Source organism: Bifidobacterium aerophilum, from assembly GCF_010667685.1.
GTDB classification, from domain to species: Bacteria; Actinomycetota; Actinomycetes; order Actinomycetales; family Bifidobacteriaceae; genus Bifidobacterium; species Bifidobacterium aerophilum.
Map to the genome: position 1 here is coordinate 147,995 of NZ_WHZW01000003.1, position 23,860 is coordinate 171,854.

The 23,860-nt window shown below is 65.2% G+C and carries 12 protein-coding genes; 2 read left to right on the forward strand and 10 right to left on the reverse strand.

Translation table 11 applies throughout. The features are described 5' to 3' along the window. Positions 1-170 precede the first annotated feature (170 nt). On the forward strand, positions 171-1,034 hold the full coding sequence (locus GFD25_RS02165; protein WP_163229520.1) for an AraC family transcriptional regulator: 864 nt from the start codon (positions 171-173) through the stop codon (positions 1,032-1,034). Positions 1,035-1,050: 16 nt separating this feature from the next. On the opposite strand, the gene GFD25_RS02170 is transcribed toward GFD25_RS02165, so the two are convergent. From GFD25_RS02170 to GFD25_RS02180, 3 genes are all read right to left on the reverse strand, one after another. Beyond that, positions 1,051-2,109 carry an AraC family transcriptional regulator gene (locus GFD25_RS02170; protein ID WP_163229522.1) on the reverse strand — a complete coding sequence of 353 codons (1,059 nt, stop codon included), beginning with the start codon at positions 2,107-2,109 and terminating at the stop codon, positions 1,051-1,053. A 70-nt stretch (positions 2,110-2,179) separates the two neighbouring features. After that, positions 2,180-4,402 carry a glycoside hydrolase family 127 protein gene (locus GFD25_RS02175; protein WP_163229525.1) on the reverse strand — a complete coding sequence of 741 codons (2,223 nt, stop codon included), beginning with the start codon at positions 4,400-4,402 and terminating at the stop codon, positions 2,180-2,182. Between the two features lie 343 nt (positions 4,403-4,745). After that, positions 4,746-10,103, reverse strand: coding sequence for a family 43 glycosylhydrolase (locus tag GFD25_RS02180; RefSeq protein WP_163229527.1), 5,358 nt, complete (start codon positions 10,101-10,103; stop codon positions 4,746-4,748). Positions 10,104-10,402: 299 nt separating this feature from the next. Between GFD25_RS02180 and GFD25_RS02185 the strand changes: the two genes are divergently transcribed. After that, the gene (locus GFD25_RS02185; protein ID WP_204314737.1) at positions 10,403-10,615 is read left to right on the forward strand and encodes a helix-turn-helix domain-containing protein; all 213 of its coding nucleotides are present in this window, start codon (positions 10,403-10,405) and stop codon (positions 10,613-10,615) included. 171 nt (positions 10,616-10,786) lie between these two features. Here GFD25_RS02185 and GFD25_RS02190 read toward each other — a convergent pair whose 3' ends face one another. From GFD25_RS02190 to GFD25_RS02220, 7 genes are all read right to left on the reverse strand, one after another. Beyond that, on the reverse strand, positions 10,787-13,033 hold the full coding sequence (locus GFD25_RS02190; protein ID WP_163229531.1) for an alpha-galactosidase: 2,247 nt from the start codon (positions 13,031-13,033) through the stop codon (positions 10,787-10,789). Positions 13,034-13,070: 37 nt separating this feature from the next. Continuing rightward, positions 13,071-14,885 (reverse strand): ABC transporter ATP-binding protein, encoded by a 1,815-nt coding sequence (locus GFD25_RS02195; RefSeq protein WP_163229533.1) that lies wholly within the window; start codon positions 14,883-14,885, stop codon positions 13,071-13,073. 41 nt (positions 14,886-14,926) lie between these two features. Further along, on the reverse strand, positions 14,927-16,768 hold the full coding sequence (locus GFD25_RS02200) for an ABC transporter ATP-binding protein (RefSeq protein ID WP_163229535.1): 1,842 nt from the start codon (positions 16,766-16,768) through the stop codon (positions 14,927-14,929). A gap of 818 nt (positions 16,769-17,586) precedes the next feature. Beyond that, complete coding sequence (locus tag GFD25_RS02205) at positions 17,587-19,329, reverse strand: ABC transporter family substrate-binding protein (RefSeq protein ID WP_163229537.1); 1,743 nt, start codon at positions 19,327-19,329, stop codon at positions 17,587-17,589. Positions 19,330-19,385: 56 nt separating this feature from the next. Beyond that, complete coding sequence (locus GFD25_RS02210) at positions 19,386-21,518, reverse strand: dipeptide ABC transporter ATP-binding protein (RefSeq protein WP_204314738.1); 2,133 nt, start codon at positions 21,516-21,518, stop codon at positions 19,386-19,388. Between the two features lie 18 nt (positions 21,519-21,536). Continuing rightward, positions 21,537-22,529: an ABC transporter permease gene (locus GFD25_RS02215; RefSeq protein WP_163229541.1), complete on the reverse strand. Its 993-nt coding sequence runs from the start codon at positions 22,527-22,529 to the stop codon at positions 21,537-21,539. A gap of 45 nt (positions 22,530-22,574) precedes the next feature. Next, on the reverse strand, positions 22,575-23,558 hold the full coding sequence (locus GFD25_RS02220; RefSeq protein WP_163229543.1) for an ABC transporter permease: 984 nt from the start codon (positions 23,556-23,558) through the stop codon (positions 22,575-22,577). Positions 23,559-23,860: the final 302 nt, after the last annotated feature.

A 23,860-nucleotide genomic window follows, 5' to 3' on the forward strand; every position in this document is an offset into this window, starting at 1 on the left:
GCCGTATCCCGTGCGGAGCATGCTACCAGCGTATGCCCGCGCCGGCGTGCGCGGTGTAGAAAAACTGCTCAAGTAGGCACAAAAATTGCGTTCGACGGCGACCGCGGACGCACCTGCCGTCATGGCGGCTACCATGTAGAATAATTGCTCAGCCACAAGGAGGCGGCGTCATGAAACCGGCTGAACATGGGATTCTCGACGAGGGGTCGGATTTCTATATCTACACGCCAAGCAAAACGGCGTTGCAGACGTTTCTGTACCCGTTGCGCGTCGGCTCGTTCAGGTACGAGGCCGGGTACCGGCAGGAGCGCAGTTCGTTCGACAGTTTCCTGCTCATGGCCGTGCGGCAGGGATCGTTCGACGTGGACGTCGGCCAAGGCACGCTGCATGCGGACAAGGGAAGTTTCATCCTGGTCGACTGCTATCGGCCGCATTCCTATGGCTGCGCCGAGGACAGCGACGTGCTGTGGCTGCATTTCGACGGCGTGACGGCCCGCGCGTATTTCGATCTCATCCATGACAAGCTCGGCACGGTGTGCTCGCTGAAGGATCCGGGATTCGCGCTGTCGCGGATGTCCGACATCTACGAGACGTTCCGGCAGGGAGGGCGCGTGTCGGAACCGCTGATGTCGAAGTACGTCACCGACATCCTCACCGAGTTCTCCATGGATTCGGCCGACGGCGGCACCGCGACGCAACGGCAGCCGCACGCCATCGAGGACGTGCTCACGTATATCTCCGCGCATCTCGGCGAACCGCTGTCGGTCGCGGACATGGCGGCGCGCGCCTATATGAGCGAATACCATTTCATCCGCGTGTTCAGGAAGGAGACCGGGTACACGCCCCACGCCTACCTGGTGGAGGCGCGCATCCATGCGGCGAAGTATCTGCTCACCACCACCGACATGCCGCTCAAGCAGCTGTGCGAGGAATGCGGGTTCACCGACACCAGCGCGTTCTGCGCCGCGTTCAGGCGCAAGACCGGGGTCTCCCCCATCGCGTTCCGTCAGCGGGGCGGATCGCCGGAGACGTGACGAACCAGCCGCGCTCTCACACGCTGTTGTAGAGCCGTTTGGGGAAGGCGTCGCGGTATTGCCCCGGAGTGAGGCCGGTGCGACGTTTGAACACGCGCATGAAATACTTGGGATCGTCGTAGCCGACGTCATGGGCGATGTTGGCGATCGGCGAGGCGGTGGTGCTCAGCAGGTCCCGCGCGCGGTCGATGCGGTATTCGGTGATCTGTTCGGCCACGCCGACGCCGAACACGCGCTTGTACATGACGGTCAGATAGCTCGGCGAGTAGTGGAATCGCGCGGCGACGGCGGCGACGGTGATGTCGTCGCAGGCGTTCGCCATGATCCAAGCGCGTACGGCCAGCATGGGGGCGAGGCCGATCCGCCTGGCGGACGTGTCGGACGGCTCGTCACCACCTGACCTGCTACCGGAACCACATCCGACGGCATCATTGGCATCATCGGGACCATCGGCGGCACCGTCCGGCGCCGCGTCATGCCCCACGCCGCCGCTCTCGGCCGCCAGTATCGGCCGCCCGTCGGCGCGGATCCCGATGATGCCGCCGATCATGTATGCGCTGGGGTTCAGCGCCATCGTCATCGAGGCCCGTTCCTGCACGCTGATCTCCAGCAGCAGGCTGGTTGCCAGATAGTCGCAGTAGGCGTTGCGGTGCGGACCGAATCGCGCGTACACGTCGATCAGCTGGCCGCACAGCACGGCCACGCGGTCCGGGTCGGGGATCCGGTCGCGGTCGGGCAGGATCAGCGTGCGGTCGTCCTGCGGCAGGTCGGCCGCGGACGACGCCGCGATGACGCGTGCGTCGGGCAGGCGGAAGTGCAGCCAGTAGAACTCCAGATCGTCGGTGATGATCTCGGTGCCGGCATGTTCCACGCCGCGCGGCAGCAGGATGACCTCGCCGGCGCCGACGCGCATCTCGCGCTCCCCCACCCGGATCGGCAACGTGCCGCGGCGGACGAACATGAGTTCGGACGAGTCGATGATGCGGCGCGTATGCCGCCATCCCGGACCGGACACGAACTGTCCGATCGACAGGAATTCCACCGGCCCGTCCAGCCTGCATGTCGTCACGCTCATAGGTTCCAGAGTAGCCGCAGACCGTCCGCCGGACCGTCACACGCCGCCACGCACGGCCACGCGCGACCGGTCAGTCGTGCAGGAAGACGGTCATCTCGTTTTCGCCGCGGTTGGCCCATGCGAAGTACGGGATGAGGGTCGCGGTCGCCGGTTCGCGCTTCGCCGGCGCATACTCGGCGTACAGCGGCGCGAACGCCGGTGATTCGGCGTCCATGCCGGCCGGTACCGGCTCGCGCCATGCGGGCACCTCGAGGCGCACCATGTCGCGGGTCACGTCGTCGACCTCGCCCTGACCGTCCGCGTCGATGCCGGTCGCGCCCGCGTGGAACGCGAACGGCACGACCTTGACCGACGTCGGATCGTTCAGGATCGCCGCGACGTCGGCGTGCAGCAGGTGCAGGTTCGCGCCGTTGTCCTTCTCCTCGGCGCAGAACGTGATCGGACCGCGCACGAACGCGACCTTGCCCGCATCCTCGCGCACCATCGGGTTCGCGGCCATCATGCGCACCGGCATCGGGAAGTCGAACGACACCGTGTCGCCGTCATGCCATTCGCCGGTAAGGTACACGTATCCGTCGCGCACGTCGCGCGAGACACGTCCGCCGGCCTTCTCACCAGACGCCGAGATCGCAGCGGCCGCCGCATCCGCGGAACCGGCCCAGCCCGGCAGGCGGAACGCCAGCGTGAACGTCGCCGAATCGGTACCGTCGCCGAGCCGCACGGTCGCCGAGCCATCGCCCCGCCACGGCAAGTTCGCCGTCACGCTCAGGGTCACGGACGCGCCGCCGAGCGTCGCACGCGCCTCACCGCCCATGTACAGGTGCGTGAACAAGGTGGACGTATCGTCGCTGACCGTGTACGCGTATTCCTGCACCGACTCGACGATGCGGGCGATGTTCGGCGGGCAGCACGCGCAGCCGAACCACTTCTGACGCACCGGCTTGACGTGGCGCAGGCGGTCGTCCTTGTGGCAGGCGTACGGGTTGACCTCAAGCGGGTTCACGTAGAAGAAGCTCTTGCCGTCGAGCGCCATGCCGGCCAGCGTCGTGTTGTACAACGCCTGCTCCATCACGTCCGCGTATTCGGCCTTCGGTGCGATCTCGAGCATGCGGCGGGCGAAGAACGCGAGCGAGATCGCCGCGCACGACTCGGAATAGGCCGCGTCGTTCGGCAGATCGTAGTCGTAGGAGAACGCCTCGCCGTTCACCGTGCCGCCGATGCCGCCGGTGATGTACAGCTTCTTGTCGACGATGTTGCGCCACAGGTTCTCGCATGCGGCGACCAGCGAATCGTCGTCGGTGAGCTTGGCGACCGCGGCCATGCCGGAGTACAGGTAGCCGGCGCGCACCGCGTGGCCGACCGCCTCCTTCTGCTCGCGCACCGGCTTGTCGGCCTGCGTGTACTCGCAGTCGAAGGACCAGTTGGTGTCGGAGTAGCCGTCGCGCTTGTCGCGTTCGCCTTCGTAGACGAAGTAGTTTGGTTCGGTGCCGCGTTCGTCGATGAAGAACTTGGCGAGGTCGAGGTACTTCTTCTCGCCGGTCAGGTCCGCCAGGCGGGCGAGCGCCATTTCGGCGATCTCGTGGCCCGGGTAGCCCTTGCATTGGTCCGGCTTGGGGCCGAAGACCTCGCCCACGTAGTCGGCGAAGCGTTCCGCGGCCTTGAGCAGCTTGTCCTTGCCGGTGCCCTCGTAGTACGCGATCGCGCCTTCGATGAGGTGGCCGAGGCAGTACAGCTCGTGGTGCCAGCGCAGGTTGTGGAACGCGCGGTCCATGCCGTTCAAAATGTAGTACGTGTCGAGGTAGCCGTTGTCGAGCTGGGCGGCGCACACGATGTCGATCGCCTTGTCCGCCGTGGCTTCAAGCTCGGCGTCCGGGTGCTGGGTGAGGCTGTAGCCGACCGCCTCGATCCACTTCGAGAAGTCGGTGTCCTGGAACACGAAGCCGTAGAACTTGTCCGGATCGGGGTGCTTGGGGTCGGCGGGCTTGGATTCGAAGCCGCGGTAGGTGTAGGCCGGCGGCACGAACTTCTTGCCTTCGGTGCTCTTGCGCGCGTTCTGCGCGGCGGCGGCCTTGAAGTTGTGCATGCAGTAGCTGGGCGCGGCGCCGGGGACGTTGTCGTTGAGCGCGTTCCACTGGAACGGGATGACGGCGGTGCGCACGAGCTCCTGCTCGGCGTGCCAGAACGCGTCGGTGACGGTGACGTCGCGCAGGGCGAGCGGCTTGCTGTGCCGCGCGGGCTGGGTTTGCGCGGCGGATTGCGCGGTCTGGTTGGGCTGCGCGGTTTCGGTAGACATATCGGCTCCTTTGACTTATGCCGGTGGTTTCGACGGATGCCGGTGATCGATATGATCGGCGATCATTGGCGAACGATGACTACCGTACGTCGCACTTCCGGTGACGGAAGGTGGACAAATCGTTGACGCAGTGGATTTCATCAGACATCCGAGACACACCATGTCCGGCCACCGTACGCGGACTCAATTACGGCCGTTTCGAACATGAGAAACGGCCGTAATCGAATCCTTGCCCAACGGGAAGGACTCAGTCACGGCCGTTCAACGGTCGGATTGGGCCGGCCGACCCGTCACGCACCTTCCGGTGCATGGCCGGACCGGCCGGCCCGTCACATCGCCGCCGTCACCGGCGACGGCGCAGCACCTGCGTCATGATGGCGCAGCCCGCGGCCAGCAGGGTCGCGGCCAGGATCGCCGCCACGACGACTTCGGAACCGGTGTTGGTCAGCGATTCAACCTTGCCGGTCTTGTCTGCGTCGGTCTTGCCGGAACCGTTGGCATCCGAGCCGTCGCCGGAGCCATTGCCGTCCTGCGAACCATCGCCGGAGCCGTTATCCGAACCGCCCGGTTGCTGAGAACCGCCGTTGCCGCCGTCGGAGGAGGTCTTCTCCCACTGCGCGTACAGCGTCAGGTCGGCGTTCACCGGCTGGTTGAAGTCGTAGGCGAACTTGCCTTCCTTGTCGGTGGTCCATCCGGTCAGGCGATAGCCGTCGCGGGTCGGGTCGGCGGGCTTGGCGACCGGCTTGCCGGCCTTGACCGTGACCGGCTTGACCGCGGATCCGCCGTTCGCGTCGAACGTGACCGTGTATTCGGTCGGTTCCGGCTCGGGTTCGGCCTCGACGGTGACGGTGCGCGTCGCCGTCGTCTCGTGCCCGGCCTTGTCGGCCACGGCGTAGACGACCGTGTACACGCCCGGCTTGGTCGTGTCGATCGCGTCGATCGCGTTGCCGGAGCCGTCGGTGATCGTCACCGCGATGTCGCCGGTCAGGTCGCCGTCGACGTCATCGGTGGCCTTCACGCCGGCCAGCGGGTCGAACTCGCCGCCGAACGGCACGGTCACGTCGTCCGTTCCGGTCAGCTCCGGGGCCTTGTCGCCGGCTTCGGGCGCGGTCAGTCCGTCGTCGCCGAGCACCTTGATCTCGGCGAACTGGGCGCGGCACCAGGTCTGCTGGCCCTTGGTCCAGTTGTTCTGCGTGTACGGGGCCTGGAAGACCACGCGCACGTAGCGGTACGTGCCGCTCAGCGTCTCGGCGGCGAAGCCGAAGTCGGCCTTGTTGGCGGCGTCGGGCTTGGCGGTGCGGTCGAGGATCTCGGTGAAGTTCTCGCCGTCGGTGCTGCCGTAGACCGTGTACGGGTACCAGCCTTCGGAGCCGTTCATGATGTACGAGGAGATCTCGAGTCCGCTGAGCGGGTACGCCTTGCCGAGGTCGACCTGCCAGGTGGCGGGCCAGCGCTTGGTGAGGTCGGCGTCGGTGTTGGCGGCGGCCGTCGTGTAGTCGCCGTCCACGCTGGCCGAGGCGTCCGCGCCGTTGAGCGTCGCGGTCTTGCCTTCGGACAGCACGCTGCCGTCGCGTTCGGGGATCACCTCGCCGGTGGTCGCGTTCGTGTACAGGGTGCGGTAGTACTCGGAGGTCGCGTAGCCTTCGGACAGCTGCAGCGGGGTGACGCGCCAGCCGGCGGTGCCGTCGGAGCGCCACCAGCGGTTGCCGGAGACGGTGGCGGACACGGCGTTGCCGTCCGCGTCGACCCACGTGCCGGCGCCGTTCTGCTGGGTGGAGAAGGACGAGCCTTCGCCGACCTGCCGCAGTTCGCTCCACGTGCCGTCGAGCGACTTGGCGGAGTAGTAGCCGCCGGCGCTGGGCAGCCAGCCCGCGTTGGCCGAGGTGAACAGGTAGTACCAGCCGTTCGACTTGATGAGCGCCGGGGCCTCGCGCGAGCCGGATGCGGTGAGCTTGGCCACGTAGCCGTTCTCGCCGACCGGCACGACCTCGGTCCAGTCGTCGTTCAGCTTGCTGATGACGATGTGGCGGTTCGCGGTTTCGCCGGCCTGGTTGCTGGCGGTGACGAGGTACGCGCTGCCGTCGTCGTCCACGAACACCGCCTTGTCGCGCGCCTGGTAGCCGTTCGGGTAGACGAGGCCGCCGTAGTGCTTGGTGGTCGCCGCATGACCGGGCGTGACGTCGGCTTCGAACAGGGCGCCGGTCGCGTAGCCGGAGCGCTTCTCGTAGTGCGCCCAGATGACGACCTTGTTCTTGGCCTTGTTGTACACGGTGCTGACGGATTCGAACTTGTAGTCGTCGAACGTGCCGTCGGTCGCGTCGGAGGGCGCGACGACGATGTCGGAATCGACCCACGTCTTGCCGCCGTCCGTGGACTTCTGTTCGAGCACGACGTAGCCGTTCGTCGCGGCGTCGGTGTTGTTGCCGCTGACGCGGTAACGGTACTTCACGCCGTCCACGACGATGCCTTCGTCATTGGAGCTGGTGGAGCCTTCGCCGGTGTTGTCGTCGTACTTCGACATGCCGTCGGGCAGGGTCGCGTACGTCTTCGCGGAGACGACGACGCTGGTCGAGGCGACCTGGTCGCCGAGCATGCCCTTGACTTGGTAGTAGTACGTGCGGCTCGCGGCGGGCAGGTTGTCGACCCAGCTGGTCGCGGTCGCTGCGGAATCGTCGCCGGTCGCGGAACCGGCGGTCTCGTCGAACGTCTTGACCGCCTCGGCGTCGCTCATGTCGGCCTTGTGAGAACGGTAGACGACGTACGAGGTGGCCGCGTCGACTCCCTTCCAGCGCAGCTGCACGCGGTTGACCGGGTCCTTGCCGGCGACCTTGAACGCCTGCGCGGTGAGCGCGGTGTCGGTGACGGGCTCGAGCTTGTCGGCCTTGGTGCCGTACACCTCGAATTCCTGCACGCCCACGGCCCAGCTGGCGGACTGGTTGTCCTTCTGCTTGGCGACCTTGGTGACGGTCATGCGCACGTAGCGCGCCTGCCCGGAGAGGGAGTCGGACAGGAAGCCGACGGTGGTGTTGTCGCTGTGGTCGACCTGCTTGGTCCAGTTGACGCCGTTGACGCTGGTTTCGATCACGTACTGGTAGTACGTCTCGGAACCGTTGACGAGCCTGGTGGACAGGTCGACGCGGCTGACGTTGCTGATCCTGCCAAGGTCGACGGTGTAGGTGAACGGCATGGTGACGGTGGTGCCGTCCGCGTCATAGCCGCGGAAGAACGTCGTGTAGTCGCCGTCGTTCGCGTTCTTGAGCTCGAAGCCCTCCTTGTCGGTGACGGCCGCGTTGGTGGAGGTCGTGACGCCGTCGCCGCGCGAGAGCAGCTGGATGTCGGGCTGCCTGACCTCGCCGGTTTCGGTGTCCACGGACCAGCCGTCGGAGTAGTTCATCGTCAGCGGGTTGTCGGCGTCGCCGGTTTCGGTCAGCGGCAGCCACACGTAGGTGGAGTCGCGCAGCGCGGACGGGTTCCAGCGGTCGCCCATGTAGACGAGCGTGGTGCCCTTGGAGCCGTTGATCTGCATGATGTTGGTCGGCTGGCTGTAGAACGTGGAGTTGTTGCCGATCGCCGCGAACGGGCTCTTGCCGGTCGTTTCGGTCTTCCAGCCGTCCGGGTCGGTCAGGTCGGAGGTGTACGAGTAGCGCGCCTCGTTCGGCAGCCATCCGGACTGGCCGGACGTGATGATGTAGTACTTGCCGTTGACCTTCGACAGCGCGGGGGCCTCGCGGCGGCCGCCGTCGAACATCAGGTAGGTCATCTTGACGGTGCCGTCGTCGTTGAACGCGACGTCGGTGTAGTCGTCGTTGAGCTGGTAGATGCGCATGCGGGAGCCGTCCTGCGCGGAGATCATGTACGCGGTGCCGTCGTCGTCCACGAACAGGGTCATGTCACGCGAGCCGTAGCCCCACTTGGCGGTGTCGGCCAGGTCGGCGGAGTCGATCTCGTCGCCGTTCTCGAAGAAGGTGTGGCCGCGTTCGGTGCGCCAGTTGCGGTGGTCCGCGTCGGCTCCCGGACGCCAGTGGCCGAGGTACTGGTAGTCGCCGTCGACGGTGTCGCTGGTGGCGACCACGACCTGCGAGGACGCGTAGCTGTCGTAGCCTTCCCAGTGGCCCCACAGCACGTACTTCTTGGTCTTGGCGTTGTAGATGAGCTTCGGGCGTTCGATCTTGTTCTGGTTGAGGCCCGGGGTGTCGACGTCGTACTTGAGGATCAGGTGGCGGAACGTCCAGTTGACGAGATCCTTGGAGGAGTACAGGGCGATGCCGTTGTAGTTGGAGGAGTTGTGGGTCTTGTCCTCGCCCACCCAGTAGTAGATCGGCTTGCCGTCGGTGTCGGTCTGCTGCAGGAAGCCGCCGCCGTGCGCCTGGATCGCGGCGCCTTCGGTGTCGAGCCACTGCTTGCCGACCTGCACGCCGGTGTAGCGCGTTTCATTGAGGTCACGTTCGGTCATGGTTTCGGTCGCGGCGTCGACCATGCGCACCTGCCAGTCGACTTCGTCCTGGCTGTAGGTGCTGCCGTCGGTGTCGGCGAGGATCTTGTCGGCCTCGTTCACGGCCGCGTCGAACAGTTCGGTGCTGTGCTTGGCGTAGGTCTTGCCGTCGGCCTGGATGGCCTTGGCGGTCTTGACCGCAGCGCGCAGCGCGGACTTGTTGAGGATCGGGCCGGGGTTCTCGCCAGTGGCGATCGCGAGCCAGCTGATCACGCCGTTTTCGTTGGACTGGCCGGACACGTCGGGGCCGCGCGGGAACGCGACCTTGACGAGCGTGGTCTTGGTCAGCGTGAAGCTGCCGGAGGAGACGACCGGGGACGCGTCCTTGGCCTTGGCGCTGCCGCCGCGCGGCGACAGGCGCACGTCATCGAGCGTGAGCAGCTCGTCGCCGGTGGCCGCGTCGGTGACCTGCTGGGAGATGGTGCGGCCGTGGTTGCCGTTGTACAGCTCGCGGATGCCGGTGGTCAGCGTGTACGTGCCGGCGTCGAGCGTGAAGTAGTACGTGAAGTTGTTCTTGTCGAGCGAGGTCATGCCCATCGCGTACTTGTCGGACACGGTGTCGCCGTCGTTGACGGTCGTGTCGGGGAAGGAGACCTGGTCCGGGCTGGGGCGGTTGTCGCTGCTGCGCTTGGACTGTTCGTGGCCCCAGGTGTCGCCGTCGGCGGCGACGTAGAACTGGTCGGAATCGGTGCCGTTGAGCAGCTGGTCGCCGGCGAGCGCCTTGACGGCGGTCCAGGTGCCGGAGGTGATGTCCTTGCGGGCGATGGATGCGGCGGTCTTCCAGTCCTTGCCGGTGCCGGCGTCGACGAAGTAGGTGATGCCTTCGGGCACGACGTCGACGGTGGCGGTGGCTTTGCCGCCGTCGGCGGTGGTGCCTTCGGCGGTGACGGTGCCCCACAGGTCGTTGTAGGTGTCGCCCTGCGTGTAGTCGTCGTTCCAGGTGACGGCCTTGCCGTCGATTTCGGCGGGCAGGTTCGGGGCCTTGCCGTAGTAGGTCGCCAGTTGCGTGGTGACGGCGGGCGTGTCCGCCGCGGTTGCCGTGGCGCCGGCGTTTGAGGCCGGTTCGGCGTATGCGGTGGCGGCGGGCAGCGCGCACAGGAGCATCGATGCCGATGCCAGTGCGGCGACGAGCCCCTTGCCTCCGGATGCGTTGAGGTGCATGGGTGCTTCCTTGCTGGTTATTGGGTTGGTGATGTCAGCGTTGGTCACCGCTCCACAAACCTTGTGGATAACGTTAACTTATATCGCTACAAGACAGTAAAGCACCTTCGATCAGATTAATCAAGTTAACGCAAACTCAATCATGCTTGATCAACGATGCTCGATTTTGCGCAAACTGAGCCGATGTCCCGAACGCAATCGCCGCGACTCCGGCCAAGTCACCCACACAAGCCCCTCCCGGAAGTCCGACGTCACTTTGGATCGCAGTCGGCGCCGCATGTTGCACGTTGTGTATGATCGTATACAATTTCTTTTGTATACGATCATACACAACCACAGGAGCCGCCATGAAGATACGTACCATGTACGACGTTGGCATAGCCATCCGGTCCGGGCGGGAAAACGCTGGGCTGAGCCAGCAGGAGCTGGCTGATCAGGCGTCGGTGTCCCGCAGCTGGCTCGCGAAGGTGGAGACCGGCAAGGCATCCTTCGATTTCAGGAAGGTGCTGATGGTGACGCAGGCGCTCGGCATGACGGTGGAGATGTCCTATGGCGAATGAACGAACCGGACACTCGAGAACCTGTCAACGGCGCTGGACAGCGCCGCGGAGCGCATGAGCGGTTTGGATCGCAACGGCATCATCACCCGAACCGTCGACGGCATCCGTATGCACTCCGCGCTCCTGCGGGCAATCAGCGGACGCTAGCCCGGCAAACGCCACACGTCAAACTCACACGCGGTCCACGAGGTAGATGCGCGAGGCGAAGTCCGGGCCGAGGTCGGTGTCGTCGATGCCGGCGCGCATGAGCTCGCCGCCGGAACGCACCGCGTCGAACCTGCCGTCGGTGGAGACGACCCGGTAACGGGCGGTCTCGTCGAGGCCGCGCAGATACAGGCGCGACTTCGGACGGTTCGGGATGCCGAGGATCACGTAGTCGCCGACGATCGCGTGCGCGCGGTCCGCATCGACGCTCATCCACGCCATGCGGCGGTGGTCGTACGGCGCGCGCAGACGGTACAGGTCGCCGTTGTGCAGCAGCGGGGCGTGCTCCTTGAAGAACGCGACCTGTTCGGCGATCTCGTCCAGGTCCTCGGCCGAGGTGCGGGTCAGGTCCATCTCGTAGCCGAACGTGCCGAACATGGCGACGTTTGCGCGGGTCGACAGCGGCTCGGAACGGCCGGTCTGATGGTTCGGCGTGATCGAGACGTGTGCGCCCATCGCGGCGACCGGGAAGAAGTAGCTCGTGCCGTACTGGATCGACATGCGCTCGACCGCGTCGGTGTCGTCGCTGGTCCAGATCTGCGGCGAATACGCGAGGATGCCGTAGTCGAAGCGGGAGCCGCCGGACGCGCAGCCCTCGATGATGAGGTCGGGGAACGCGGCGAACAGGCGCTCGTACAGCGAGTACACGCCGAGGATGTAGCGGTGCATGATCTCGCCCTGATGCTCGGCGCCACGCGTCGCGTCGTACGCCTCGGTGATGAAGCGGTTCATGTCCCACTTGACGTACGCCACGTTCGCGTTCGCCAGGATCGCGTGCATCTGGCCGTAGATGTCGTCCACCACGGCCGGGTCGGCGAAGTTGAGCACGAACTGGTGACGGTAGATGCTCTGGCGACGGCCGGGCGTCGAGATCAGCCAGTCCGGGTGCGCACGGTACAGGTCGGAGTTCTTGTTGACCATTTCCGGCTCGAACCACAGGCCGAAGTCCATGCCGAGCTCGTTGATCTTGCGCGCGATGCCGGCGATGCCTTCGGGCAGGCGGTCCGGGTTGGCCTTCCAGTCGCCCAGGCCGGCGTCCTCGTCGGTGCGTGCGCCGAACCAGCCGTCGTCGAGCACGAACAGTTCGATGCCGGCCTTCTTGGCGAGCTTCGCGAGGTCGAGCAGCTTGTCCTCGGTGAAGTCGAAGTAGGTGGCCTCCCAGTTGTTGATAAGCACCGGGCGCTCGCGGCGCGCCCACGCCGGCCGCTGCAGGTGGTCGAGCACGATGCGGTGGAAGGTGTGGCTCAGGTCGTTCAGGCCGCGGTCGGTGTAGCCGAGCAGCGCCTCCGGGGTCTGGAAGGTCTCGCCGGGGGCCAGGTGCCAGGCGAAGCCGAACGGGTTGATGCCCAGCTGCAGGCGCGTGGCGTGGTACGTGTCGACTTCGGCGTGCAGGTCGAAGTTGCCCGAGTAGACGAACGCGAGGCCGAACGCCTCGCCGGCGTCCTCGGTGGCGGCGGGGCGCGCGAACACCGCGTTGGGGCTGAAGAACGGGCTGGAGGCGCCGCGCAGCGATTCGATCTGCTGGATGCCGGGGTGCAGCGGCTGGCGCTGCGGCGTGCGTTCGCGCGCCCACGCGCCGGTGAACTCGATCATGTCGTAGTCCGAATCCGGCAGGTCGAGGTTGAGGCTGGCCGCGCGCGTGATCGTCAGCGGCTCGGCGCCGCGGTTGGCGATGCTTGCAGACCGGGCGATGACCGGCTCGTCGCGGAAGATCGTGTAGTTGAGCGTCACCGTCAGGCCGGTCAGCTCGTCGGCGAGGTCGATGGACAACGTTTCGGCGGCCGGGGAATCGTATGCGATCTTACCGTCGCGAACCTCGGGGAACGTGGCAGGCAGACCGGGCAGCGCAGGCTTGCCGGAGGCGACCCGGTAGCCGGCGAAACGCAGGTCGGTGACGCGCGAGCCGTTCGCCTGCACGGCCTCGATGGCGGGGTGACGGTAGTCACCCATGCCGAATTCGGGGTATTCGACGCGCTGGTGCTCGACGAACTGGCGGTCCGCCTCGTCGTCGCTGGGCGTGGACGCCTGCACGCGGAAGCGGTCGTCGACCAGGTAGCCGAAGTCGCTCGGTTCGCCGCCGTCAAGCGCCGCATCCGGCAGGGCGGCGCCGGTGTACAGGTTGAGCAGCTTGCCGTTGACGACCTTGAGGATCATGCTGAGCCGGCCGTTGGTCAGGTGGAATTGGGTCAGTTCGTCGTTGATGATGATATCCATGGGGTCAATCCTATCCGTTATCGTTCGTTGCCGTTCGCTATTCGTTCGCCGCCGCGGCGCCGGTCGCCACGCGGATCATCGCGTACTGCGACTCGTACAGGCGGTAGTACGCGCCCTTCTTGGCGAGCAACTCCGCGTGCGAGCCGTGCTCCACGATCTGGCCGTGGTCGATGTAGAAGATCTCGTCCGCGTTCTCGATGGTGGACAGGCGGTGCGCGATGATGAAGCTCGTGCGGCCCTTGAGCAGATGCTGCAGGCCGGCCTGCAGCGCCTCCTCGGTGCGCGTGTCGATGTTCGACGTCGCCTCGTCGAGGATCAGGATGCGCGGGTCGGCGAGCAGCACGCGCGCGAACGCGATGAGCTGGCGCTGGCCGGCGGACAGGGTCGAGCCGCGCTCCTCCACCGCGGTGTCGTAGCCGTCGGGCAGTTCCATGATGAACTCATGCGCGTGCACGGCCTTCGCCGCGGCCTCGATCTCCTCGTCGGTCGCGTCCAAACGACCGTAGCGGATGTTCTCGCGCACGTTGCCGGAGAAGATGAACGTGTCCTGCAGCATGACGCCCATCTGCCGGCGCAGCGATTCGAGCGTCACGTCGCGCACGTCGTAGCCGTCGATAGTGACCGAGCCTTCCGACACGTCGTAGAAGCGCGACAGCAGGCTCACGATCGTGGTCTTGCCGGCGCCGGTCGGGCCGACCAGGGCGATCGTCTGGCCCGGCTCGACGTGGAAGTCGACGAGGTTGAGGATGTTGCGGCCGTCGTCCTCGTAGCGGAACACCACGTCGTTGAAGTCGACCTTGCCGCGGATCTGCGGCAGGTCGGCCGCGTTCGGCTTGTTCTCGATCTCCGGCACCACGTCGAGCGTTTCGAAGATGCGCTCGAGGTAGGCCGAGCAGGTGACGAGCTGGTTGTAAAAGTTGCCGATGTTGATGACCGGGTTCCAGAAGTTGTTCGCGTAGCCGACGAACGCGATGAGCATGCCGGTGGTCACGTTCACGCCGCCGAAGCCGGTGATGCCCACGAAGTAGATGAACGAGATGGTCATCACGGAGATGGTCTGCACGCCCGGCCACATGAGGAATTCGATGTGCTTGGCGTGCATCCACGCGGTGCGCACGTCGTCCTGCTGCTGCTGGAAGATCTCGAACTGCCGTTTTTCGCGAGCGAAGGTCTGCGTGGTCTTCACGCCGGCGATCGACTCGTGGATGAACGCGTTGAGGTTGCTCTGCTTGTTGGACAGCTTCTGGTAGGCCTTGCGCTGGAAGTACTGCAGTCCGCGCACCCAGATGATGAGCAGCGGGAACAGGATCAGGCTCCACAGGGCGAGCCGCCAGTCGATCGCGAACATGACGATGAGCGTGACGAAGAACGTGAACACGTCGGCGAACACGCTGATCAGACCGGACGACAGCGTGTCGGAGAGGGTGTTGACGTAGTTGACCACGCGGATGAGGATCTTGCCGTGCGGACGCGAGTCGAAGTAGCTGAACGGCAGGGTCTGGATGTGCGTGAACAGGTCGCGGCGCATGTCCTTGAGCATGAGCTGGCCGACGCGGGTGATCGCGACCGTGCGGTAGCGCAGCGCGAGTTCGTAGATCACGATCAGGGCGAACAGGCCGGCGGCGAGCAGTCCGAGCTTGCCGAGGTCCTTGTTCGGGATCGCGTCGTCGATCATGATCTTGGTCAGGTACGGTCCGGTGACGATGATGCAGCTCATCGAGATGACGACGACGAGGATGCGGACCACCTGGGGCAGGTAGGGTTTGAGGTATTTGCCGACGCGCAGGATGTCGTGGAAATTGATGGTTTCCTCGAGTTCCTCGTCCTCGCGGTAGGTGTTGCGTTGTGCCATGAGAAGTCCTTATACAAGTCCTTGTTGCGGATGCCGGTCGGTCAGAAGCCTTGCGCGGCGCCGGATTGCAGTCCGAGCTGCTTGTGGTAGATGTCCCAGTAGCGGCCGTGCTGCGCGACGAGTTCGGCGTGCGTGCCGCGTTCGACGATGCGGCCGTGCTCGAGCACGAGGATCAGGTCGGAGTCCTTGACGGACGAGATGCGGTGCGCGATCGTCACGATCGTCTTGTTGCCGTCCATTTCGCGCAGGTGCTGCTGGATTTCCGCTTCCGTTTCCATGTCGACGGCCGACGTGGTGTCGTCCATGATGAGGATGCTCGGGTTGTCGGCGAGCGCGCGGGCGAGCGACAGGCGCTGCTTCTGGCCGCCGGACAGGCCGACGCCGCGTTCGCCGACGACCGTGTCGTAGCCTTGCGGCATGGATTTGATGAAGTTGTCCGCGCCGGCGATCTGCGCCATCCTGTGGATGTAGCAGTCGTCGGTGTCGGAGTCGGCGCCGAAGCCGATGTTGCCGCCGATCGTGTCGGAGAACAGGAACGTGTCCTGCGCGACGATGCACACCTGCGAGCGCAGCGTGGACAGCGGCCAGTCGCGCGCGTCGATGCCGTCGATGAGCACGCGGCCGACGGTCGGGTCGTAGAAGCGTGAGATGAGGTTGACGAGCGTGGACTTGCCGGCGCCGGTTTCGCCGAGGATGCCGAGTTTGCTGCCGGCGGGGATGGTGAAGTCGATGTCCTTGAGGATCGGCGTGTCCGGATCGTCGGGGAAGGCGAAGCTGACGTGGTCGAAGCGGATTTCGCCGCTGATGCGGTCGGGGGTCGCCGGGTGGGGCGAGCCAACCTGTTCGGCGATGGCGACGGCTTGCTTGACGGTTTCCTTCGCGTCGGGCTTTTCGGTGATGCGCGGCTGTTCGGTGAGCAGGCGGCGGATCTTGATGCAGCTGGCGTTGAAGCGCTGCCAGTCGTTGATGAGCCAGCCGGAGGCGCGCACGGGGCCGTCGATCATCCACAGGAACGAGTTGAAGCTCACGAGGTTGCCGAGCGTCATGTAGCCGCGGATGACGAGGAAGCCGCCGAGGCCGAGCGTGATGAGCTGGAGGCTGAAGCCGAAGCCGTCGAGCCAGGGCATGTATTTGCGCGAGTTGTAGGCGAGCTTCATGTTGCGCTGCATGTAGTCGTCGTTGTGCTCGTCGAACTTCTGCGTCTCGTACGGTTCGCGCACGAAGGCCTTGACGACGCGGTTGCCTTCGATGTTCTCCTCGACCATCGAGTTGAGCGAGGCGAGCGAGTTGCGGATCGCGAAGAACAGCGGGTGCGCGTGCGTGGACAGGCTGCGCGTGAGCACGAAGATGAACGGCGTGACGCAGGCGAGCGCGAGCGCGAGGCGCCAGTCGATCGCGAACATGACGCACAGCGCGCCGACGAACATGACCACGCAGTCGGCGATCTGATAGCTGACCCAGCTGAGCATGTGGCGCAGCGCGTCGGTGTCGGAGGTCATGCGGCTCATGATGTCGCCGGTGCGCGTGTGGTTGAAGTAGGTGAAGTCGAGCTCGTGCAGCTTTTCGTATTCGTCGCACACGAGCCGGTAGATGGAGTTCTGGCCGAAGCGTTCCATCCACATCTGGTAGCCGTATCGGGAGGCGACGCGGATGATCGTCATGACGATCATGAGCATGCAGAAGTGGATGAGCCGTTCGGTGTGGCCTTGCGTGATGACCTGATCGACGATCATGCCGGTGATCAGCGGGATGGTCAGGGCCATCGTGTTGTTGGCGCAGAACAGGATCATCGCGCCGACCACGCGAGGCAGGTCGGGTTTGCAGTAGGGCAGGATCCAGCGCAGGTTGCCCTTGTCTTGGTTTTTCGTCGGATCGACGTACATGTGAGGAGATCCCCCGCATTCTTGGTTGTTTGCTTGTGGTATGGCACGGCGTATGTGTTTCCCCCGCCGTGCGCGACATTCGCTGCCGCCACGATTCACGACCGTCGTGTTTCGAGCGTCCCGCAACCGGCGCTCTCCTTCGCCGGCCGAAACCCCTGTTCGGATTCGCAAACGCGGTCCAGTCTAGGCGAACCTCATGCGTTTGCAACCCGTCCGATTCGGGCGTGTTGCCTTGGTTTTCCGGGGCAAAGGCACCACCTCCGGTCCTGTGTGTTCGCCCGCGTTTCCTTTGTGGTCGCCGTCCACGCTATCGCCTCAAGCGCGCTTGAACGCAACCCGCGAAACGCCGGGCGGCGCGGCTCGTTTTCCTCGGCTCCCCTAGGGGAGCTGTCTATCCGCGCGACGACTACTCCCTTTCTCCTAGCTCCCCTTGTCAGGGGAGCTGTCGGCGAAGCCGACTGAGGGGTAGTCACACGGGTCATACGCCCATTCCCGCAAACAGCCCCGATACGAAAAAAGGCCTTCCGCCCCGATGCGATTGGACGCATCGGCACGGAAGGCCACGATCGATCGCGGACGCACGCGCAGAATAAGGAGAAAAGACGCGCGCGAACGCAATCATCATCCCGCCGTCGGCCGGCCCGGCTGTTCCCGATTCGGGCCGGCACGGAGGGAAGTTCAGTTATGTCGGGGAGGCTGTGGCACCCCTCAGTCAGCCTTCGGCTGCCAGCTCCCCCTTCAGGGGGAGCAGCGAACGAGAACCGCAACGGCAGGATCCGCCGCTATCACGGCTCCCCTTCAGGGGCGCGGCGAAAGGCTCACTTCTCCCAGCCGATGTTCTGCGGCAGGTTGCCGGCGAAGCCGGACGGACCGTAGTTGGCGAGGCCCTTCTTGACGGCCGCGTACTGGCCCGGGTTGGAGACAGGGACGGTGCCGTAGAGCTTGAGCGCGGCCTTCTCGGCCTCGTTCATGGCCTTGACCTGGTCGTCGTACTTCTCGTGGGCGCCGGCGGCCTTGACGAGCTTGTCGACCTCGGCGGAACCGACGTAGGTGAAGTTGGACGGGCCGTCGGAGGTGTACAGCTGCGGGGCGGAGGTCACGAAGCCGAGGGCCGCGGAGGCCTGCCAAGCCATCGGCAGCACCTGGTAGTCGCCGTTCATGACGGTGTCGGAGAACTTGGACTCGGCCACGTTCACGACCTTGATCTTGATGCCGGCCTTCTTCATCATCGCCTGGTAGGCGTTGGCGAGGGCCTGCTGGGTGGCGTCGTCGCCGAAGAACGTGAAGGAGACCTCAAGGGTCTTGCCGTCCTTGGCGTAGTAGCCGTCGTCGCCGAGCTTGTAGCCGTCGGCCTCGAGGGTCTTCTTGGCGGCGTCGGTGCTGAACTTGGACTCGGCGGGCATGTTGTCCTCATAGCCCTTCTGGAACGGCAGCAGCATCTCGGAGCCCGGGCGCTTGGCGTCCCAGTCCATGCCCTGGAACTGGATCTTGTTGTAGGTGTCGGCATCGAAGGCCTGGGTCAGGGCCTTGCGCACCTGCAGGTCGTCGAGCGGCTTGGACTTGCCGTTGTACTCGAGCACGCGGGTCTTGAGGCTGTAGCCGTAGCGCAGCTGGGCGTCCTTGACGGAACGCACGGCCTTCAGGTTGTCCTTGGTGGAGATGGACGTGGAGGCGTCGATCTCGCCGTTCTGGAACGCGTTGATCTCAGCGGTCGAGGACATGACCTTGTAGACGACCTTGTCGAGCTTGGCCTTGTCGCCCCACCAGTTCGGGTTCGGCACGAAGGTCACGCTGTTGTCGTTGAAGGAGTCGACCTTGTACGGGCCGGCAGCCCACTCGTTGTGCGGGTTCTTGACCCAGCCCTGGGTGAAGGTCTTGGCGTCGCCGGCCTCCGGGTTGACCAGCGAGGAGAACACGAGCTGCCACGGGTAGTACGGCTCGGAGTAGGTCACGATGACCTGCTTGGCGCTGTCGCCCTGCTTGACGCTCGCGATGCGGTCGAAGCCGTCGGTGCTCGGCGGGTTGTAGTTGGAATCCTTGCCGTTGAGGGCCTTCCAGGTCGCCTCGAACGCGGTCCAGTCGATGTCCTTGCCATCGTTCCACTTGGCCTTCGGGTTGATGTCGTACTGCACGACCATCGGGTCGGAGCTGACGAGCTTCATGTCGGTCAGGTAGTCCGGGTTGACCTCGATCGGGTCGCCGCCGACCTCGTCGGTCATGAGCAGCTGCGGCTGGTACCAGCTCCACAGCTCGGACATGTAGCCGGTGTTGCCGTCGGTGGACAGGTAGTTCCAGTTGGAGGTGATCTCGGAGATCGGCAGGGTCAGCGTGCCGCCGTCCTTGACCTTGTCACGGTCCATGTGGTTGTCGTAACGCTGGTCGGCCTTCGGCATCGGCAGGGCGCCGGTGTACGACGAGTCGAAGCCGGCGGCCGGCTCCTCGGTCACGGTAGCGGCACCGTTGGAACCGTTGCCGTTGCCCGTGCTGCCGCAGCCCGCGAGCAGCATGGCGAACGCCGCGACGGACGCCGCGACAGCGGTCATCTTGCGCATGTTCTTCATGATTGTTTCCTCTCTATTTCCACCCGTGCGGGATTCCCCGCGCGGGTTCCGACCTGTCATGCGAAATGGCATGCGACCTGATGGCCGCTCGGTCGGGAAGCATTGGCGGCGCGCAGCATCGGCTTTTCGCCGCGGCAACGGGCCTGCTGGTCGGCGCTCAGCGTGGGCATGAGCGGGCATCGGCCGGCGAACGGGCAGCCCGTGAACGATTCGGTCGGGCTGGGCACTTCGCCTTCGAGCACGATGCGCTTGCGCGTGCGCTCGGCGGCCGGATCGGGCACCGGCACGGCGCTGATGAGCGCCTGCGTGTACGGGTGCAGCGGGTGTTCGAACACGTCCTCGGTCTCGCCGGATTCGACGATGCGGCCGAGGTACATGACGGCGACCTGGCTGGAGATGTGGCGGACGACCGACAGGTTGTGCGCCACGAACAGGTAGGCCACGCCGAGCTTGTTCTGCAGATCCTCAAGCAGGTTGATCACGCCGGCCTGGATGGACACGTCGAGCGCGGACACCGGCTCGTCGAGCAGCACGAGCTTGGGGTTGACGGCAAGGGCGCGCGCGATGGCGATGCGCTGGCGCTGGCCGCCGGAGAACTGCGTCGGGAAGCGGTCGACCTGATCGGGGTTCAGTTCGACGAGCCGCATGAGTTCGGCGATGCGTTCGCGGATCTGCTCCTTGGAGTAGTGCTGCACCTTCATCGGCTCGGCGAGGATGTCGTAGATCGGCAGGCGCGGGTCGAGCGAGCTCATCGGGTCCTGGAAGACGTACTGCACGGCGGAACGCAGTTCGCGGCGCTGTTCGCGCGGCATCTTGCGTTCGAGCTTGGTGCCGAACATCTCGATCTCGCCTTCCTGCGGCTTGGCGAATTCCATGATCTCCATGAGCGTCGTGGACTTGCCGGAACCGGATTCGCCGACGAGCGCGACGGTCTCGCCTTCGCGCACGTTGAGCGTCACGTCGTCGACCGCGCGCACCTCGCCGATCTTGCGGCGCAGGAATCCGCCGCCGGTCAGCGGGAACGTCTTGCGCATGTGCCGCACGTCGAGCACGGTCTTGCGCTGTTCGCGCGGGATGCCGTCGAACTTCGACTTGGCGGCCTCACCCACGCTGTACACGTCGCGGAACGTGAGTCCCTTGCTCACGATCTCGGCCGCGCGATGGCAGGCGACGAACTGGCCTTCGCGGCCCGGCACCGGCTGCATGGCCGGCTCGGACTGCCGGCACACGTCGGTCGCAAGCGGGCAGCGCGGGGAGAACGGGCAGCCCTTGGGCATGTTCACGAGGTTCATCGGCGAGCCGGGGATCGGCACGAGGCGGCTGGCGCGTTCGCGGTCGGAGCGCGGCACGGCGCCGAGCAGGCCCATCGTGTACGGCATGGCCGGCTTGGCGAAGATCGTGTCGACGTCGGACTTTTCGACCGGGCGGCCCGCGTACATGACGACGATGTCGTCCGCGATGCCGGCGATCACGCCGAGGTCGTGGGTGATGAAGATGACGGCCGCGCCGGTCTCGCGCTGCGCCTTGCGCAGGACCTCAAGCACCTGCGCCTGGATCGTCACGTCGAGCGCGGTGGTCGGCTCGTCGGCGATGATGACGTCGGGGTCGTTGGCGATGGCCATCGCGATCATGACGCGCTGGCGCATGCCGCCGGAGAACTCGTGCGGGAACGACTTCAAACGGTCCTCGGGGTCCGGGATGCCGACGAGGTTCATCAGCTCGATCGAACGGTCGTGAATCTGCTGTTCGGTCATCTTCGGGTTGTGGGTGACCAGCGCCTCCTTGATCTGGTCGCCGATCGAGAACACCGGGGTCAGGGCCGAGAGCGGATCCTGGAACACCATCGCGATGCCCTTGCCGCGAATCTTGCTCATCTCGAGATCGGACTTGGTGAGCAGCTCGTCGCCGTGGTACGTGATCGAGCCGGTCACCTTCGCGTTCTTGTCGAGCAGACCCATGATGGCCATCGACGTGACGGACTTGCCCGAGCCGGACTCGCCGACGATGCCGAGCGTGCGGCCGCGGTACAGGTCGAAGTTCATGCCACGCACCGCGTGCACCGTGCCGGCTTCGGAGGCGAAGCTGACGGTGAGGTCGCGCACGCTGATGACCGGCTGCTCGTTCTCGTTCGCGGTGTCGTTCACGGTTGCTCCTGTTGCGTTCGTAGTCGTTGCGTTCTTGTCGTTCATGATGATCGCCGTCCTGGCTTACTCGGCCTTGCCGCCGGAGCGGGAGTACGGGTCGATCGCGTCGCGCAGGCCGTCGCCGATCAGCTGCACGGAGAAGGTCAGGATGATCAGCATGACCGACGGGAAGACCAGCACCCACGGGGAGGTCTGCACGACCGACTGGCCGGCGTTCAACAACGTGCCGAGGGAGGTGTCGGGGGCCTTGATGCCGAGGCCCAGGAAGCTCAGCGAGGTTTCGCTGTTGACCGCGCCGATGACGCCGAGGACGGTGTTGATGACGAGCACGGAGCCGAGGTTCGGCACGAGGTGGCGCACGATGATCGTGAACGACGGCACGCCCATGAACTTCGCTGCGCGCACGTATTCGCGGTCGCGCAGCGAGAGCGTCAGCGTGCGCAGGGTTCGTGCGTAGCCGATCCAGCCGAACGCGGTCAGGCCGATCGCCAGCCAGATCCAGTCGCTGCCGCCCTTGGCCATGCCGACGATCAGCGCGATGAGCAGGAACGACGGGACGACGAGCAGCATGTCGAGCAGCCACATGCCGACGTGCTCGAACCAGCCCTCGAAGAACGCGACCGCAGTGCCGACGAGCGCGGCGATGATCGTGATGCACACCGAGCTCAGGATGCCGATGGTCAGCGAACGGCCGAGGCCGCGCACGATCATCGCGTACAGGTCGGAGCCGCCGACGGTCGTGCCGAGCCAGTGGTCGGCGGACGGCGGCGCGGCGAGCGCGGCGAAGTCCGGCTCGTCGTAGCTCCACTGCGAGAAGCGCGCGCCGAACGTGGCGAAGAAGATCAGGATCAGCAGCACGATCAGGCCGACCACCGCGGACGGGCGACGGCAGAAGCGGCGCACGTACAGCATCATGCGGCCGGTGCGCTTGAAATCGTCGTGCTCGGACTTGTCGGACTTGCCGGCTGCGACCGTCTGGTCGACGCCGTTCTGCTCGTCGCGCACCTCGTCGGTCGCGTCCGCGTCGGCGACCATGTTCTCGGAATCGTTCATCATATCGATCGTCCTTTACTCACGTTCCACGTATCGGGATCGGGCGTCTCAGCTCAGTCGGATGCGCGGGTCGAGCCACGCGGAGAAGATGTCGGCCAGCAGCGCGCCGGTCAGCGTGCACACGCCGCCGAACGCGGCCACGGCGACCGCGCCGTTGATGTCGTTCTGCGCGATCGTCTGCGTGAAGTACATGCCCAGCCCGTTGATCGCGAACACGTTCTCGGTGATGACCGCGCCGGTGAACACGCCCGCGATCGAGAACGCGACGTCCACGGCCGTCGGGATCAGGCTCGTGCGCAGCGCGTGGCGGCGGATCGCGACGTTGAGCGGCAGACCCTTCGCACGGGCGGTGCGCACATAATCGGCGTTCATCGTGTCAAGCAGATACGTGCGCTGGGTGAGGTGGTAGCTCACCGTGCCGGGGATCGTCATGACAATGGTCGGCAGGATCAGGTGCTGCAGGTAGTCGAGCACCCACAGGACCGGATTGTTGCCTTGGTACGAGTGCAGGCCGGTCACGTAGAACGCGCGCGTGCCGATGAGGTTGTTGAAGTTGATCGCGATGAGCACGACCATCAGGCCCATGACGGCGGCCGGGATGACCAGGAAGAACGTGGCGACCGAGTTGAGCACGCGATCCTGCCACTTGTACTGGCGGATGGCGGTGTACACGCCGATGCTCACGCCGAAGATGATCGCGAGGATCGTGGCGAGCGTCACCAGCTGCAGCGACGCGGCGATGCGCGACGCGATGGCCGGGCCGACCGGCGACTGGTCGGGGCTCAGGCCCCAATCCCAGCGGGTCACGATGCCCTTGAGCCAACGGCCGTAACGAATGATGACGGGCGTCTGGTCGTTGATGTTCGCCATGTCCAGCGAACGGTTGATGGATGCCATCGGCGGGCGCGGATTACGCGACATGTAGTTCGAACGCGGATCCATGAACGCGCTCGCCAGGAAATACGTCATCGACACCGCCACGAACAGCATGATGATGTAGTTGCCGATGCGCTTGAGAATGTACTTGAGCATCCGTCACCTCCTAAAAGCCTCAGTAGTAGTACCGCGCGCGCAGGCGCCCGCAAAATTCAATCCAATATATGAGATGGGGTATTGACGGATTTGCGGTTCGGAGATATGGCAAAACCGTTTTAGTTGGCGGCGGGTCGTCGCAACGAACCCGTTTGTTAATTTCTCGTTTCGGATTCGTACAGGAAATACGCAGTACAATGTCTGCGGATTTTCAGCCGCCGCTTTTCAGCAAAGCCGACCGACTCCTCATCTTCTGCTCCCCCTGATAGGGGGAGCTGTCAGCGCAGCTGACTGAGGGGGTC